Here is a 15,094-nt window from a genome sequence, read left to right as displayed (position 1 = left end):
AAATAGTTTCGTCCGCCGCGGCGACCGGCCTCAGTCGGACTCGAAGCCGGTCCGTTCCTCGGTGACCGAGAGGCGGTCCGCCCCGGCCCGGCGGCGGCCGGCGAGCCACGCCGGCGGCGCGGGCAGGGACAGGGACTCGCTCCCGAGGACGGCGAAGCCGGCGAACACCACGAGGAAGCCCACGGCGGCCGGCGGCGCGACGGCCTCGCCGAGGAGCGCCCACCCGCCGAGCGTGGAGACGAGCGGCACCGCGTAGAACACGACGTTCGTGTGCGTCGCGCCGGCGGTGTCGAGCAGCCCGAAGTAGACCACGTAGGCGACGGCCCCGGCCAGGACGCCGACGTACAGCAACGCGGCGACGGCGGCGGGTGCCCAGACGACGCCGGCGACGGACTCGCCCGCACGGAGGCTGGCGGTGTGACACAGCGCCGCCGCGAACGGCAGCGCCCACGCCGTCCGGACGGTGCTGGACAGCTCGCCGCCGCTCCGGCGCACGAGGACCGTCCCCAGCGCCCCGGCGACGGCCGCGGCGAACAGGAGCAGTTTCGCGACGCCGCCGTCGGCGATCGTCGCCGGGTCGGGGTTCACGACGAGCGCGACGCCGACCAGCCCGAGGAGCAGGCCGACGGCACCCCGGCGGGAGAGCCGCTCGTCCCGCAACAGCAGGGCCGCGAACACCGGCGTCAGGATCGGGTTGAGACTGAACAGGATGGCCCCGACGGCGCTTGAGGCTCCCTGCTGGCCCACGAACAGCAGGGCGTTGGTCAGCCCCAGCGCGAGCACGCCCGTCGCGAGGATGCCGGCCAGGTCGCCGCGGGTCCGCGGGAGCAGGTCGTCTCGCGACCGGGTGACGAGGACGTACCCGAGCAGCGCGACGGCGGCCACGTCGAAGCGGAAGGCGACGAACAGCAGCGGCGGTAGGTACGACAGGCCCGCCTTGACGGCGACGAAGTTCCCGCCGAACAGCAGACTGACGAGCGCGCCGAACGCGAGCGAGCGACGTGACACCACGCTATCCACGCACCTCCGGTGCGATCCCATCGGAACCGAGGAGAGCGGTCGCAGAGCCGCAGTGAGAATCTCTCATCGTACTTCGAGAGAGGGGAGACAGACGTATAGGGCCGTTCAGAAAACGTTACACGGCGGCTCGGGAGCGACGCCGCTCGCCGGGCTTTCACACCGCGAAACAGTTTCACGCTGCGAAAAGAGTATGAGGACGGCGGCGCTGCCGTCGGTATGGACGACACGCTGGCGGAGGTGGAGTTCCTCGCGCTGTCGGCCAACCGCGTCGCGGTGCTGGAACTGCTCGCGGCCGGCCACCACACCCGCTCGGAGCTGGCCGCCGAGACCGGTGCCTCGCAGGCGACGCTCGGGCGCATCCTCGGCGACTTCGAGGACCGGGAGTGGGTCCGCCGGGCCGACGGCGGCTACGTCGCCACGGCCACCGGCGAACTCGTCGCCGACGGCTTCCGGAACCTGCTGGACGTCCTCGCGACCGAGCGGGAGCTCCGGGGCGTCGTCGAGTTCCTCCCGGCCGAGGCGATGGACTTCGACCTCCGGCACCTCGCGGACGCCACCATCACCCGGCCGACACAGACCCGTCCGAACGCGCCGCTCCAGCGGCTCCTGGAGCTGGTCGGGGACGCCGACGAGGTCGTCGCGTTCTCCCACGCGCTCAACGATCAGATCCTCGCCGCCGCGACCGAGCGGATCGACGAACGGCGGTTCGACGTGGTCCTCTCGCGGCCCGCCGTCGAGGCGCTGCTGGCCGACGAGACGCTCGGCCGGCAGCTCCGCACGCTCGCGCGGGCCGAGGCGGCCTCGGTCCGAGTCGCCGACGGCGAGATCCCCCTGGCGGTCACGGTGGCCGACGACGACGTGATCCTGCTGGTCCGGGACGACCGCGGGGTCCTGCGGGCCGCCGTCGACACGGCTCACCCGGACGTGCTGGCCTGGGCGCGGGACCGATACGAGGAGTACCGGGCGGCGTCGACGCCGCTCGCGGAGTCGGGGCTGCTCGACGGCGAGTGAGGGCGGGCGGCTGGCGTCCTCACCGCACGCGCCAGACGTCGTCGCCGGGGAGGAAGCGGCCCAGTTCCGCCTCCTGCCGGTAGTCGGTCGCCAGCAGCGCCGTCAGCGCCGCGACCAGCGCGTCCTCGTCGGCGTCGGTCCAGTCGTGGGGGTCCTTGATCGGGTAGACCAGCCAGCCGCTCCCCCGGACCTCGGTGGCGTGGAGCGCGTCCATATCGACCGCGTCGGCCGGCTCGGCCGTCATGTTCCGGAAGACGTGCCTCGTCGCTCGTTCCCCGACCGGCAACAGGACGTGGGAGGTGATCGCCCGGACCTCCGTGTCGAACATCGGTTCGTGGTCCGCGTAGTCGTCCTCGGTCGGCACGCGGTCGCCACAGAGGTAGAGGTACGAGAGGTACGTCTTATCGACGGTCGGCGGGGTGCCGGCCGCCGTCAGCAGGCCGCCGGCGACGAGCGCCCGCTGGAGCCGCTCGGCCGCCGGCGTCCCGGTGAAGGGGATACCGGACTCCGTCCCGCCGTGGACGCCCGGGTGGTCGCCGATGACGTGGAAGTCGGCGTTGGCGTCGCCGTAGCCCGGCACGAACGGCTCACACGGCGCGTCGAAGCCGAAGGGGTTGTGCTGCGTTGCCGTGACGTTCTTCACGGGCGTAGGCAGGCGGGTGGGTGCCAAAACTCCGACGGTCCAGGTCGGGCAACGCTTTTGACGCACCCACGCATCCACCCCGCTATGCGCTGGTTCGGGCGCGGTGAGACTCCGTGAGCCACGACGACAGAGTGGAGGACCTCCGGGAGCGGAAGGCGGCGGCCGAACGGGGCGGCGGCGAGGACCGCATCGAGGCCCAGCACGAGAAGGGCAAGCTCACCGCCCGCGAGCGGATCGACTACTTCCTCGACGACGGCTCCTTCGTCGAGGTCGACGCGCTCCGGGAGCACCGCTCGACGAACTTCGATATGGACGAGAAGCGGGTCCCCGGCGACGGGGTCGTCGTCGGCTACGGCGAGGTCGACGGCCGCCGGGTGTACGTCTTCGCCCACGACTTCACCGTCTTCGGCGGGTCCCTGGGCGAGGCCTTCGCCCAGAAGGTCTGCAAGGTGATGGACAAGGCCATCGAGAACGGCGCGCCCATCGTCGGGCTGAACGACTCCGCCGGCGCGCGCATCCAGGAGGGCATCGACGCGCTGGCGGGCTACGCCGACATCTTCCACCGCAATCAGCAGGCCAGCGGCGTCGTCCCGCAGATCTCGGCGATCATGGGGCCCTGCGCCGGCGGCGCGGTCTACTCGCCCGCGATCACCGACTTCGTCTACATGGTCGAGGAGACGAGCCACATGTTCATCACCGGCCCCGACGTCATCGAGACCGTCACCGGCGAGGAGGTCGGCTTCGACGAGCTCGGCGGGGCGAGCACCCACGCCTCCGAGTCCGGCGTCGCTCACTTCACGGCCGCAGACGAGAAGGACGCGATGGACGACATCCGCTATCTGCTCTCCTTCCTCCCGCAGAACAACGTCCAGGACCCGCCCCGCGTGGACCCGTGGGACGACCCCGAGCGCCGCGACGAGAGCCTCGTCGAGACGGTGCCGGACGCGCCACAGAAGCCCTACGACATGGTCGACGTGATCGACGGCGTCGTCGACCGGGACTCCTTCTTCGAGGTGGCGGAGGCGTTCGCCCGCAACATCACCATCGGCTTCGCACGCCTCGACGGCCACGCCGTCGGCGTCGTCGGCAATCAGCCCCGGGTCAACGCCGGCACGCTGGACATCGACGCCTCCCGGAAGGGCGCGCGGTTCGTCCGCTTCTGTGACGCGTTCAACATCCCCATCCTCACGTTCGTCGACGTGCCGGGCTTTATGCCCGGGAAGGACCAGGAACGGGACGCGATCATCAACCACGGCGCGAAGCTGCTGTACGCCTACAGCGAGGCGACGGTGCCGCTGCTGACGGTCATCACGCGCAAGGCCTACGGCGGTGCCTACGACGTGATGGCCTCGAAGCACGTCGGCGCGGACGTCAACTACGCCTGGCCGACCGCCGAGATCGCGGTGATGGGGCCACAGGGCGCGGTCAACGTCCTCTACGACGACGAACTCGCCGACGCCGACGACGTCGAGGCCCGCCGGCAGGAGCTGATCGACGAGTACCGCGACGCCTTCGCCAACCCGTACACCGCCGCCGAACGGGGGTACGTCGACGACGTCCTCGAACCCCAGGACACCCGCCCGCGGCTCATCGAGGACCTCGACCTCCTGCGGGGCAAGCGCAAAGACCAGCCCGACCGCAAGCACGGCAACATCCCACTCTAATGGCTACCGACACAGACGCCGACGCCGAACCGATGTCGATGGACCCCGACCTCGTCGCCGAGGTCGCGAGCCAACTGGCCGACGCCTCGACCGACGAGGCGGCCGCCGTCGCCGTCGCCGTGGGCGCGCACATAGCCGACCAGCGCCGGGCCGCCGCAGCAGCCGCGGCCGCCGCTGCGGGGGAGGAGCCGACCTGGGACGGCGAGAAGTGGTCGTTCTCCGGCCGGGTCGCGAAGGCCCAGCGCCGCCACGTCGAGGTCCCCGACGAGGCCCCGACCGACCCGTGGAGCGCCGCGGGCCGGACCGACCGGATGTAGCGCTACGGCGACAGCCCGGCCAGGTCGTCGGCCAGCGCCGTCAGTTCCTCGCGGGCTTCGAGGTCGTCGAGCCACGCGTCCGGGAGCCGCTCGCGGCCGAACCGAGCGCCGGCGAGCGCCCCGGCGACGGCACCGACGGTGTCCGTGTCGCCGCCGTTGTTCACGGCCGCGACGATCGCCTCGCGGGCGGAGTCGGCGGCGAGCGCGTGCCCCGCGCCCGCTGTCAGCGTGTCGACGACGTAGGCGGTGACGGGCAGCGCCTCGCCGTCGACGGCGCGGTCGAGCGCGGTCAGTACCTCCTCGGACGGGTCATCGACCGTCGCCCGGAGCCCCTCGCGGGCGCTCGCTACGGGGTCATCGCCGCGGGCCGCCGCCGCGATGGCGAGGTTCAGCGCCGCACAGGCGTCGACACACCGCGGGTCCCAGTGGGTGAGCCGCGACGACTCGCGACTGGCCTCGACCAGCCGTTCCCGGTCGCCGGCGAACGCGACGGCGACGGGCGCACAGCGCATCACGCTCCCGTTGCCGGCGTTCTGTCCCTCCGGACTGGCCGCCCAGGTCTCCCGGGCCGCGGTCCGCCAGTCTTCCCCCTTCGACGCCCGGGAGAGGACGCGTCTGGTCATCCCGCCCATCCCCGTGGGGTCGTCCCGCGCCCAGGCGACGAACCGGTCGGCGGCGTCGTCCGGGTCCCACGTCTCCCGCTCGGCCAGCGAACGGGCGAGACACAGCGCCATCTCGGTGTCGTCGGTGATCGAGCCGGGCGGCAAGTGGTGGACGCCGTTCCCCAGCATCGAGTCGACGGTGCCGTGCCGGCGTTCGATGCGGTCGGCGTGCCACCCCTCGACTGGCCGCCCCAGGGCGTCGCCACAGGCCAGTCCCAGCAGGACGCCGCGCGCGGTCTCGGTGTCCATACGTCGCCGTTCGTCGGCCAACGGCAAAAGTCCCGGACGCTACTCTGCGCTGCTCGCGAAGTACCGTCCGATAATGTCGTAGCCGCCACCGAGCAGCACGCTGGTCAGCCAGCCCGAGGCGACGGCAAGCGCGTTCAGGAGCGCCAGCGCGGCGAACATAAGGACCGCGCCGAGGGCAGCGACCACGAGCGCCTCGGGGAGGGTCCGGACCCGCCACGCGCCGACGCTGAGGACGGTGTCGAACCCGACGAGGAGGTTGTTCCAGCCGATGTACAGCGCCGGGTGGAGCTCCACGGGCCGGTCGGTGACGAAGCCGACGTACACACCCGGTTGGTCGTAGTAGAAGGGGACGAACAGGAGGGCTGCTGCCGTCGACAGCGAGGTGAGGGCGACGATCAGCGCCAGCGTCCCGACGGCGAACTTCACGGGGAGGTAGACGACCGCGCCCCACGTGCGGGGATCGGTCAGCAGCGAGGTGGTCCGCTCCCGCGGCGTCTCGCCGTCGAGGCTCCGCCTGTGCTCGATCGGGCGGTCGAGGAGCGCGCCGCTGAGTCGGCGCTCGAACTCCGCGATGGCAAGGGCGACGCCGAGAAACAGCGCCAGGACGGGGACGCCCACGAGGATCGGGAGCAGTCCCAGCCCGAGCGAGAGACCGACGGAGAAGACCACGAGGTAGACGACCCCCAGCGGGAACGCCACGAGCAGGTACAGGAGGTTCCGGTAGGTCTGTGTCCGAACCGGCGCGGCGAGGACGGTTCGGGCGGCTCGGCGGAGCGTCCGGTCGTCGGCGGGGATGCGGCCCATCGCAACCGACGGTAGCGCGGGCGGGTACGTAAAAACCCACCGCCGTTTGCGCAGCGTGCAAGCGTGCCTCTCCTTACGTGAGCCGCCCGCTCTCACTCCCGGCAGAGTCGATGTGCGGGTCGCGTCGATCCCGGAGAGATATGGTGCCCCGGACAGAACCCGGCGAACGATGAGCGAGAGCGGTCCGGACGCCGACGTCGTCGACCTCGTCAGCGACGACTACGCTCGGACCATCCTCGAAGCGACGCGCGACGAGGCTCGCTCCGTCGACGCGCTCAGCGAGGCCTGCGACGCCGACCCGTCGACGGTCTACCGGCGCGTCGACCGGCTCGAGGCGGCGGACCTGCTAGAGACGGAACAGCGACTCGACCCCGACGGGCACCACTACAAGGCCTACCGGGCGACGCTGGACGCGGTCCACGTCGACCTCGGCGAGGACGGGTTCACCGTCGAGGTCGAGCGGACGGAGTCGCCCGCGGACACGTTCACGCGACTGTACGAGGGATTCAAATGACCGGCCCACACCCCGCACCGACGGCGCTCGCGCTCCAGACGACCACCGGCGGGTCGCCGACCGTCGTCCTGCTCGTGTTCGGGGCGCTGTTCCTCGCGACGGTGCTCTCGCTGTACCTCGCGGTGCGGCTCTACCGGGGCTACCGGGCGAGCGGCGGCCGCGGGATGGGGCTGCTCGGCGTCGGACTGGTCCTGCTGACGACGGTGCCGATCCTGTTGCGACTCGTCCTCTCGAACGTGCCGGGGACGGACCCGACGCTCCGGGCCGCGGCCGCGACCGCGAGCCAGGCGGTCGGGCTCCTCCTCATCCTGGGGGTGGTCTATGGTCGCCGTTGACCCCGCCACGGTCCGGTTCCTGACGGCCGCCCTGACCGCCGTGCTCGGGGCCGCCGTCGCGGGGCTGGCCTACCGCGGCGCGCGCCGGAACGACAGCGGGACGATGCGCCTGCTCGCGGTCGGCGTCGCCTGCATCGCGGTCCTGCCCTTCCTCGTCAACTACGGGGTCGCGCCGCTGGCGGACCTCTCGGACGCCGAGACGCTGCTCGGCGTGTTGGGCTGTTTCAACGCCGGGCTGGTCGCCGTCCTCTACTCGCTGGAGGGGACCTGAGCGGTCGCGGGCACGCGGCCGTCGAGAAGGGGGCGGCTGCGACGACGTCCGCGGCTACTCGATGGGCCGGACCGTCACGTCGCCGGTCTGTGCTTCGAGGGTGAGTCGCGGGCCGCCGTCGCCCAGCGTCCCCCGGATCGAGTCACCCGAGAACCCGTCGTCGGACTCGGACTCGCGAAGCGTGAGTCCGTCGACGCGGACGTCGCCGGTCTGTGTCTGTGCGACGAGCGCGGCGTCGAGGTCGGCGGCGACCCGGGCGGTCACGTCGCCCGTCTGCGTCTCGACCGTCGTCTCGCCGTCGATCGCGGGGATTTCGACGTCCACGTCGCCGGTCTGAGCGGTGGCCTCCGCCAGCACCTCGGGCGAACGAACGGTCACGTCCCCTGTCTGTGAGATCGCCGTGACGGCACCGGCGACCCCGGAGGCCGACACGTCGCCCGTGTCGCTCCGGACCTCCAGGTCGCCGGCGACGTCGGTCACGTCGGCGTCGCCGACTCGCGTCCGGACGCCGTCGACGGCGAGCGAGCGCGGGAGTTCCACGTCGAGGTCAAGCGATGGGCGACCGGCGAACAGGCCGGTGCTGCCCGTCCAGTCCGACTGGAGCCGGAGCGTGCCGTCGCTGCGCTGGACGTCAAGCGAGAGCTTCGAGATGTCCGCACGGACGGAACTGGCCTGTTTGACGGCGCGGATCCGGACGTCGTCGCGGTCGGTTCCGACTACTCGGATATCGCCGATCTGGGTATCGACGGCCAGCGAGTCGAGTCCCGCGGCGTCGACGGTCCGCGTCGACTCCTCCCGTTTCCCGACGAAGGGGGTCGTGGCACTACACCCGGTGAGAGCGGTCAGGGCGGCGGCGGCACCTCCCGCGAGGAAGGTCCGCCTCGTGATGTTGCGGCTCACGTGTCGACTGTCGTGTGCGACCCCCTTCAACAGCGTTCGACAGTTGCGCCGCCGTCAGATCGGGGAAAGATTTAAGTAAAAATTCGATCGGTAGTTCGCGGTCGTCACCCCTTCCCCGCGCTCGGGGACTGTTGCTAGGCGTGGTTTTAAGATGTAACTGCGTGCATAGGGTGGTATGTTCGACAAGGTGCTCGTCGCCAACCGCGGCGAAATCGCAGTGCGCGTAATGCGCGCCTGCGAAGAGCTGGGTGTGGAGACGGTGGCGGTGTACTCGGAGGCGGACAAACACTCGGGCCACGTCCGCTACGCCGACGAAGCCTACAACGTCGGGCCCGCCCGGGCCGCGGACTCGTACCTCGATCAGGAGGCGATCGTCGACGCGGCCAAGCAGGCAGACGCGGACGCCATCCACCCCGGCTACGGCTTCCTCGCTGAGAACGCCGACTTCGCCGAGCGGGTCGAGAACACGGAGGGGGTCACCTGGGTCGGGCCCGAGAGCGGCGCGATGGAGCAGCTCGGCGAGAAGACCAAGGCCCGGAAGATCATGCAGTCCGCCGACGTCCCCATCGTCCCGGGGACGACCGACCCCGTTGACGACCCCGAGGAGGTCGTCGAGTTCGGCGAGGAGTACGGCTTCCCGGTCGCGATCAAGGCCGAGGGCGGCGGCGGCGGCCGCGGGATGAAGATCGTCCACGACCCCGAGGAGGCCGAGGACCAGCTCGAGTCCGCCAAGCGGGAGGGCGAGGCGTACTTCTCGAACGACTCGGTGTACCTCGAACGCTACCTGGAGAACCCGCGCCACATCGAGGTGCAGGTCATCGCCGACCACGCCGGCAACGTCCGGCACCTCGGCGAGCGCGACTGCTCGCTCCAGCGCCGGCACCAGAAGGTCATCGAGGAGGGACCGTCGGCCGCCCTCTCGGACGAACTCCGGGAGCAGATCGGCGAGGCGGCCCGCCGGGGGGTCCGGGAAGCCGACTACTACAACGCCGGCACCGTCGAGTTCCTCGTCGAGGAGGACCCCGACCGGGACCCCGACGAGGTGCTGGGGCCGGACGCGAACTTCTACTTCCTGGAGGTCAACACGCGCATCCAGGTCGAACACACCGTCACCGAGGAGATCACCGGCATCGACATCGTGAAGTGGCAGCTCCGGGTCGCCGCCGGCGAGGACCTGGCATTCGAGCAGGACGACGTGGAGATCGAGGGCCACGCCATCGAGTTCCGCATCAACGCCGAGAACGCGGCCAACGACTTCGCCCCCGCCAACAGCGGGACGCTGGAGACCTACGACCCGCCGGGCGGCATCGGCGTCCGGATGGACGACGCGCTGCGGCAGGGCGACGACCTGGTGACCGACTACGACTCGATGATCGCGAAGCTCATCGTCTACGGCTCGGACCGCGACGAGGCCATCGACAGGGGCCGCCGGGCGCTCGCGGAGTACGACATCCAGGGGTTCCCGACGGTCATCCCCTTCCACCGACTGATGCTGACCGACCAGACGTTCGTCGACTCGCTGCACACCACGAAGTACCTCGACGAGACCCTCGACGAGGAGCGCATCGACGAGGCCCAGGCGAAGTGGGGCTCCGAGTCCGAGAGCCAGCCCGACGACGAGGAGGTCACCGAGCGCGAGTTCACCGTCGAGGTCAACGGCAAGCGCTTCGAGGTCGAACTCGAGGAGCGCGGCGCGCCCGCGATCGACGTGGGTGACGTCGACGCCAGCGGCGGCGGTGGGGGGCAGCGACCCGACCGCCCAGGCGGCTCCGACGGCAGCAGCGACGGCGGCGGCTCCAGCACCGAGGGGCAGGAGGTGTCGGCGGAGATGCAGGGCACCATCCTCGAGGTGAACGTCGCCGAGGGCGACGAGGTCGAGTCCGGCGACGTGCTCTGCGTGCTGGAGGCGATGAAGATGGAGAACGACATCGTCGCCGAGCGCGGCGGCACCGTCACCGAGGTCGCCATCGCCGAGGGCGACTCCGTCGACATGGGCGACCGGCTGTTCGTCCTCGACTAACTCTTCACGTCGGTGGGTGTCCTCGGGCCTTCGGCCCTGCGGGCACCCACCTCGCAAAAATTCAGTACGAAACACCTCCGAGTCGCGCCGCCGGCGCGCTGGGAGTGAAACCGCGCCTCGCTCCGCTCGGCGGGGTCTGCCGTTCGTCGTCGCACAGCACGACACCGCCACCGCATCCCCGCCCGCTTTTTGTCGGCCGGCGTCCAACGCCGGGTATGAACGAGACGCGACACCGGGTGCTGGCGGCGCTGGCCGACGGACCGGTCTCGGGACCCGCACTCGCGGACGAGCTGGCCGTCTCGCGGTCGGCCGTCTGGAAGCACGTCGAGGCACTCAGAGAAGCGGGGTTCGAGATCGACAGCGGCGACGACGGCTACACGCTGTCGGCGGTCCCCGAGTTCGGCGGCCCGGCCGTCGAGTACGGGCTTGACGCCCCCTTCACCGTCGAGTACCACGACAGCGTCCCGAGCACGAACGCCCGAGCACGGGATCTGGCCGCCGATGGTGCCGGGGACGTGGTGGTGCTTGCCGACGAGCAGACCGGCGGCCGGGGGCGGCTCGACCGGGACTGGCACTCCCCCAGCGGGGGCATCTGGTGCTCCGTGCTCGTCCGACCCGACGTGCCGATGGCCGACGCGCCGGTGTTCACGCTCGCGGCGGCCGTCGCGGCGACGCGGGCGGCCCGCGAGGCGGGCGTCGACGCGTCGATCAAGTGGCCCAACGACGTGCTCGTCGACGGCGCGGACGGCGAGCGGAAACTCGTCGGGATACTCACCGAGATGGAGGGCGAGGCCGACCGCGTCTCGTGGGTGGTCGTCGGCGTCGGGGTCAACGCGAACGTCGACCCCGCGGACCTGCCCGCCGAGGCCGAGCCGACCAGTCTCTCGGCGGAACTGGGCGAGCCGGTGGACCGGCGTACGTTCACACAGCGGTTCCTCGAACTGTTCGACGACCTGCGGACCGACCCCGACGCGGTGCTGGACGAGTGGCGCGAGTACAGCGGGACGCTGGGCCGGGAGGTACGGGTCGAGACCCCCGACGGCGAGGTCGTCGGCGAGGCGGTCGACGTCGCCTTCCCCGGCGCGCTGGTCGTCGAGACCGACGACGGCCGCGTGACCGTCTCGGCCGGCGACTGCGACCACCTGCGGCCGGTCTGACCTACTCGGCGGCCCCAGCCGTGTCGGCCGCCCGTTCCCCCTCTGGTACGTCGCTGACCGGCACGGTCACGACCGGGACCGGCGAGGCGCGCACCACACGCTCCGCGACGCTGCCCAGGAGCAAGCGGTCGATGCCACCGCGGCCGTGGGTCCCCATCACGATGGCGTCGGCGCTGTTCTCGCGAGCGTGCGCGACGATCTCCGTGCTCGGTGCTCCCTCGCGGATCGCCGTCTCGACCGGCACCCCGTCGGCGACCTCTCGCAGGGCGTCGAGGGCCACCTCCCCCTCCTCGCGGAGCATCTCGGTGACGCCGTCCCACGTCGTCTCGACCGGCAGCGTCGAGTATCGACCGGTGTCGACGACGTAGAGCCCGCGGATCTCGGCGTCGTGCGTGTCCGCGAGGGCAACGGCGTGGCTGACCACTCCCCGCATCCCAGCCGACCCGTCCGTGGGGATCAGTAGCCGGTCGTACATACGTCCCTGTTGGGCGGCGGCGTCGTGTTAAGATAAGGATGAGGCGGTCGGTGTTTCGAATGTTCTATGCCCGAAATCGACCGCCTCACCGGTGATAGCGACTGGATCGATTTGGATTTTATGGAGCGAGAGCGGACACCGGAGGGGATCGTTGAAGTGGGTATTCAGTTGCATCTGGCTGGTCTATCGCTTTCGAATACCAAACAGTATCTTGAGAGGTTGGGTGTCAAACGCAGTCGAACGGCGATCCACAACTGGGTGCAGAAGGCTGATCTACAGCCAACCGGCACGAGATCGTCGAATTACATCGCGGTCGATGAGACTGTAATTCAGCTCGGAACCGAGCGCTACTGGCTGTACGCCGCTGTCGATCCCAAGACCAACGAGTTCCTCCACGTACGGCTGTTTCCAACGACAAACTCAGGTCTAACACACGTGTTTCTGCGTGAACTCCGCGAGAAACACGCCATCGACGATGCGGTGTTTCTCATCGATGACGCCGACCATCTCCAAGCTGCACTGTCGCGGTTTGGACTCCGATTTCATATTCGTCGCCACGGAAATCGGAATAGCGTCGAACGTGTCTTTCGTGAGGTAAAACGACGAACATCCTCGTTCTCAAATACGTTTAGCAACGTCGAGCCGGCGACAGCAGAATCTTGGCTCGAAGCATTCGCCGTCTGGTGGAACCGATGCCAAAGTTAACACGACGGGGCGGCGGAGCGCTTAGTTATTTGGTGCGTGTTAACACACGGCTCGGTGGTCGGCCGGAGCCCCCGGCTACGCGTCCGGGCGGACGACGCGCTCCACGTCCGCGGTCTCGGCCCGCCGGACGACGGCGCGGACGGGGTTGTGCGCGCCCGCGAGGTTGTCGGAGTCGCCGTCGAGGACGAGCACGCTGGCCGGCCGTCCCGCCTCGATCAGGCCGCAGTCGAGACCCGCCAGCTCGGCCCCGTTGACCGTCGCCATCCGCAACACGTCGCGGGCGGGCAGGTCGTACAGCTTCGCCGTGTAGGCCATCTCGCGGAACATCGAGGGGCTGTTGAGGAAGACGTTGTCGGTCCCGAGCGCGACGGTGGTCCGCTCGTAGAGCTCCTCGACCGGGGGGCGGCCGACGCCGGTGACGAGGTTCGATCGCGGACAGACCGCCACCGGGATCTCGCTGTCGGCCACGCGCTGGAGGTGGAGGTCCTCGGCGTGGACCATGTGGACCAGGAAGTCCGGGTCCAGGTCGAGCGCGGGGTTGATGTCGGAGCTGTCGACCTCGCCCGCGTGGATGCCGAACAGCTTGTCGGCGTCCCGAGTCGCCCGGCGCTCGCGCCCGAACTCGCCGTCGTTGGCCCCGCTGGCACCGAACCCGTCGGAGATCTCCATCGCCTCGACCGTCTCGCGGCCGAGGACGACGCTGCGGAGGTCCGAGTCGGCCAGCGCGGCGCGGATGGCCCGAACCCCCTCGACGCCGCCCTCGCGGAACTCCACGAACGCGCCGGTCCCGCTCCGTTCCATGTACGACAGCGAGCGAGTCATCGCCTCGACGAGTTCGGACTGGTCGGCCTGCCGGAGCAGGCGGTGTTTCAGGCCGTCCGGCGGCGCGACGAGTTCCGAAAGCGAGAGCCCCTCCCCGGCCTCCTTCGCGATGGAGTCCCCGATGTGCGTGTGGGCGTTGACGAACGCCGGACAGACGATGGCGTCGCCCTCGACGCTGGCCTCCTCGACGGCGGCGATCTCGCCGTCCTCGATCACGACCCGCCCCTCGACGGGCTCGAACGACCGACCGCGCAAGACGGTCCCCTCGACGATCATGGCCGACCCTCGGCCCGACGGTCAGTTAAACTCATCGAGGGTCGCGTGGATGCCGGGGCGGATGTCGCGCACGCGAGCGCCGTCGAGGTCGAGGCCGAGTTCGCGGATGGCCATATCGCCGACCCGCTCGCTGTCTCCCTCGGGCGCGTAGACGCCGAGTCGCCACTGGTCCCGCTGGGCGGCCCGGATGGCGTTGACGAGCGTCGACTGGTCGCTCAGCGTCCGGATGTCGCCGTTGACCAGGACGCGGCTGCTGGACTCGGTCATCGACGGCTCGGAGGGGATATCGAGGATGACACGGTCCGGGTCGACGCTGGCGGCCTCGGCGATGTCGTGTTCCATCGCGCGGACGTCCCGGTGGTCGGCCCCGAGCAGGTCGTCCGGGACGGCGGTGAGTTCGGCCCAGACGGCCCGCTTGAAGAGGTCCCGCTCGCTCAGCCGCCGGGCGTAGGCCTCGGTCTCGTCGTTCTGTCTCAGGCGCACCAGCAGGTCGTTGTCGTCCCAGCGGCGCAGGTCCGAGGCGGTGGCGTTGCTGGCGGCCAGCAGCCGCTCGGTCCCGCGCCGCAGCATCGACTTGGCGATGCGGGCGACGTGGTGTTTGTAGACGGTCGGGTTCATCAGCGCTCGCGCGAGCAGCAGCGACTCGGCGGCCTGGACGTTGCCCTCGTCGAGCACCAGGTCGCCGTCGACGAAGCGGAGCTGACGGACCAGCCGCTCGTGGTCGATGGTGCCGTACGGGACGCCGGTGTGGTGGGCGTCCCGGACGAGGTAGTCCATCCGGTCGACGTCGAGTTCGCCCGAGACCAGTTGGCCCAGTTCGCCCTCCCCGGCGACCAGGCCGGCCACCCGGTCCGGGTTGAGGCCGTGCTCGGTGAGCACCCGGGCGACGGCCCCCTCGTCGAGGATGCCGGCGACGTCGTCGTGGTACTTGCCGGTCCTTCGGTGGACGACTGCCTCGATGTTGTGGCTGTACGGGGAGTGGCCGACGTCGTGGAGGAGGGCGGCCGCCCGCACCCGCTCGGCCTGCTGCCCCTCGATCCCGAGGTGTGCGAGCGCCCGGTCGGCCAGGTGGAACACGCCCAGCGAGTGCTCGAAGCGGGTGTGGTTCGCGGAGGGATAGACCAGCGTCACGGTGCCGAGTTGCTTCACGTGGCGGAGCCGCTGGACGGCCGGCGTGTCCAGCAGCGCCTCGGCGACGCCCTCGACCTCGATGTGGTCGTGGACGCTGTCCTTGATCGTGGTCATCGTC

The 15,094-nt window shown here is 70.4% G+C and carries 17 protein-coding genes; 9 read left to right on the top strand and 8 right to left on the bottom strand.

Features of this window, described 5'->3' with window-relative positions:
* Positions 1-30: 30 nt before the first annotated feature.
* The gene (locus tag P0592_RS00425) at positions 31-1,011 is read right to left on the bottom strand and encodes a DMT family transporter (RefSeq protein ID WP_336406664.1); all 981 of its coding nucleotides are present in this window, start codon (positions 1,009-1,011) and stop codon (positions 31-33) included.
* Positions 1,012-1,236: 225 nt separating this feature from the next.
* Here P0592_RS00425 and P0592_RS00420 point away from each other — a divergent pair, with 225 nt between their 5' ends.
* On the top strand, positions 1,237-2,031 hold the full coding sequence (locus P0592_RS00420) for a helix-turn-helix transcriptional regulator (RefSeq protein WP_276272286.1): 795 nt from the start codon (positions 1,237-1,239) through the stop codon (positions 2,029-2,031).
* A gap of 19 nt (positions 2,032-2,050) precedes the next feature.
* On the opposite strand, the gene P0592_RS00415 is transcribed toward P0592_RS00420, so the two are convergent.
* Positions 2,051-2,674, bottom strand: coding sequence for a uracil-DNA glycosylase family protein (locus tag P0592_RS00415; protein ID WP_276272285.1), 624 nt, complete (start codon positions 2,672-2,674; stop codon positions 2,051-2,053).
* A 113-nt stretch (positions 2,675-2,787) separates the two neighbouring features.
* On the opposite strand from P0592_RS00415, the gene P0592_RS00410 reads away from it, so the two are divergent.
* Together P0592_RS00410 and P0592_RS00405 are read left to right on the top strand one after the other, a co-directional pair.
* Entirely contained in the window at positions 2,788-4,338 is a 1,551-nt protein-coding gene (locus P0592_RS00410) for an acyl-CoA carboxylase subunit beta (RefSeq protein ID WP_276272284.1), read from the top strand.
* Entirely contained in the window at positions 4,338-4,655 is a 318-nt protein-coding gene (locus P0592_RS00405) for a DUF8022 family protein (RefSeq protein WP_276272283.1), read from the top strand. Before P0592_RS00410 ends, P0592_RS00405 begins: the two co-directional genes overlap by 1 nt.
* 2 nt (positions 4,656-4,657) lie before the next feature.
* Here the strand turns inward: P0592_RS00405 and P0592_RS00400 are convergent, their stop codons facing one another.
* A complete protein-coding gene (locus P0592_RS00400; RefSeq protein WP_276272282.1) occupies positions 4,658-5,566 on the bottom strand; it encodes an ADP-ribosylglycohydrolase family protein in 909 nt (302 codons plus the stop codon).
* Between the two features lie 39 nt (positions 5,567-5,605).
* Positions 5,606-6,370 (bottom strand): sensor domain-containing protein, encoded by a 765-nt coding sequence (locus P0592_RS00395; RefSeq protein WP_276272281.1) that lies wholly within the window; start codon positions 6,368-6,370, stop codon positions 5,606-5,608.
* Positions 6,371-6,539: 169 nt separating this feature from the next.
* On the opposite strand from P0592_RS00395, the gene P0592_RS00390 reads away from it, so the two are divergent.
* Genes P0592_RS00390 through P0592_RS00380 form a run of 3 tightly spaced genes read left to right on the top strand, consistent with a single transcriptional unit; the run spans position 6,540 to position 7,490 of the window.
* Positions 6,540-6,884 (top strand): ArsR/SmtB family transcription factor, encoded by a 345-nt coding sequence (locus P0592_RS00390; RefSeq protein ID WP_276272280.1) that lies wholly within the window; start codon positions 6,540-6,542, stop codon positions 6,882-6,884.
* Positions 6,881-7,219, top strand: coding sequence for a hypothetical protein (locus tag P0592_RS00385; RefSeq protein WP_276272279.1), 339 nt, complete (start codon positions 6,881-6,883; stop codon positions 7,217-7,219). Before P0592_RS00390 ends, P0592_RS00385 begins: the two co-directional genes overlap by 4 nt.
* On the top strand, positions 7,206-7,490 hold the full coding sequence (locus P0592_RS00380; RefSeq protein ID WP_276272278.1) for a DUF7521 family protein: 285 nt from the start codon (positions 7,206-7,208) through the stop codon (positions 7,488-7,490). Before P0592_RS00385 ends, P0592_RS00380 begins: the two co-directional genes overlap by 14 nt.
* Positions 7,491-7,544: 54 nt before the next feature.
* On the opposite strand, the gene P0592_RS00375 is transcribed toward P0592_RS00380, so the two are convergent.
* Positions 7,545-8,390, bottom strand: a complete 846-nt coding sequence (locus P0592_RS00375; RefSeq protein WP_276272277.1) for a DUF4097 family beta strand repeat-containing protein — start codon at positions 8,388-8,390, stop codon at positions 7,545-7,547.
* 175 nt (positions 8,391-8,565) lie between these two features.
* Between P0592_RS00375 and P0592_RS00370 the strand changes: the two genes are divergently transcribed.
* Positions 8,566-10,410 carry an acetyl-CoA carboxylase biotin carboxylase subunit gene (locus tag P0592_RS00370; protein ID WP_276272276.1) on the top strand — a complete coding sequence of 615 codons (1,845 nt, stop codon included), beginning with the start codon at positions 8,566-8,568 and terminating at the stop codon, positions 10,408-10,410.
* 215 nt (positions 10,411-10,625) lie between these two features.
* The gene (locus tag P0592_RS00365; RefSeq protein WP_276272275.1) at positions 10,626-11,567 is read left to right on the top strand and encodes a biotin--[acetyl-CoA-carboxylase] ligase; all 942 of its coding nucleotides are present in this window, start codon (positions 10,626-10,628) and stop codon (positions 11,565-11,567) included.
* Position 11,568: 1 nt separating this feature from the next.
* On the opposite strand, the gene P0592_RS00360 is transcribed toward P0592_RS00365, so the two are convergent.
* On the bottom strand, positions 11,569-12,042 hold the full coding sequence (locus P0592_RS00360; RefSeq protein WP_276272274.1) for a universal stress protein: 474 nt from the start codon (positions 12,040-12,042) through the stop codon (positions 11,569-11,571).
* A 66-nt stretch (positions 12,043-12,108) separates the two neighbouring features.
* On the opposite strand from P0592_RS00360, the gene P0592_RS00355 reads away from it, so the two are divergent.
* Positions 12,109-12,747 (top strand): IS6 family transposase, encoded by a 639-nt coding sequence (locus P0592_RS00355; protein WP_276272273.1) that lies wholly within the window; start codon positions 12,109-12,111, stop codon positions 12,745-12,747.
* A 75-nt stretch (positions 12,748-12,822) separates the two neighbouring features.
* Here P0592_RS00355 and P0592_RS00350 read toward each other — a convergent pair whose 3' ends face one another.
* Positions 12,823-13,845 (bottom strand): amidohydrolase family protein, encoded by a 1,023-nt coding sequence (locus P0592_RS00350; RefSeq protein WP_276272272.1) that lies wholly within the window; start codon positions 13,843-13,845, stop codon positions 12,823-12,825.
* A gap of 21 nt (positions 13,846-13,866) precedes the next feature.
* On the bottom strand, positions 13,867-15,090 hold the full coding sequence (locus P0592_RS00345) for an HD domain-containing protein (RefSeq protein WP_276272271.1): 1,224 nt from the start codon (positions 15,088-15,090) through the stop codon (positions 13,867-13,869).
* Positions 15,091-15,094: the final 4 nt, after the last annotated feature.

It is taken from the genome of Haloarcula litorea (assembly GCF_029338195.1).
GTDB classification, from domain to species: Archaea; Halobacteriota; Halobacteria; order Halobacteriales; family Haloarculaceae; genus Haloarcula; species Haloarcula litorea.
This window is presented reverse-complemented; position numbering and strand designations above follow the sequence as displayed.

Coding starts and splice junctions, on each gene's coding strand:
- P0592_RS00360 (WP_276272274.1), bottom strand. CDS start 12,042: ATGTACGACCGGCTACTGATCCCCACGGACGGGTCGGCTGGGATGCGG.
- P0592_RS00345 (WP_276272271.1), bottom strand. CDS start 15,090: ATGACCACGATCAAGGACAGCGTCCACGACCACATCGAGGTCGAGGGC.
- P0592_RS00420 (WP_276272286.1), top strand. CDS start 1,237: ATGGACGACACGCTGGCGGAGGTGGAGTTCCTCGCGCTGTCGGCCAAC.
- P0592_RS00395 (WP_276272281.1), bottom strand. CDS start 6,370: ATGGGCCGCATCCCCGCCGACGACCGGACGCTCCGCCGAGCCGCCCGA.
- P0592_RS00370 (WP_276272276.1), top strand. CDS start 8,566: ATGTTCGACAAGGTGCTCGTCGCCAACCGCGGCGAAATCGCAGTGCGC.
- P0592_RS00400 (WP_276272282.1), bottom strand. CDS start 5,566: ATGGACACCGAGACCGCGCGCGGCGTCCTGCTGGGACTGGCCTGTGGC.
- P0592_RS00380 (WP_276272278.1), top strand. CDS start 7,206: ATGGTCGCCGTTGACCCCGCCACGGTCCGGTTCCTGACGGCCGCCCTG.
- P0592_RS00405 (WP_276272283.1), top strand. CDS start 4,338: ATGGCTACCGACACAGACGCCGACGCCGAACCGATGTCGATGGACCCC.
- P0592_RS00385 (WP_276272279.1), top strand. CDS start 6,881: ATGACCGGCCCACACCCCGCACCGACGGCGCTCGCGCTCCAGACGACC.
- P0592_RS00365 (WP_276272275.1), top strand. CDS start 10,626: ATGAACGAGACGCGACACCGGGTGCTGGCGGCGCTGGCCGACGGACCG.
- P0592_RS00350 (WP_276272272.1), bottom strand. CDS start 13,845: ATGATCGTCGAGGGGACCGTCTTGCGCGGTCGGTCGTTCGAGCCCGTC.
- P0592_RS00355 (WP_276272273.1), top strand. CDS start 12,109: ATGCCCGAAATCGACCGCCTCACCGGTGATAGCGACTGGATCGATTTG.
- P0592_RS00390 (WP_276272280.1), top strand. CDS start 6,540: ATGAGCGAGAGCGGTCCGGACGCCGACGTCGTCGACCTCGTCAGCGAC.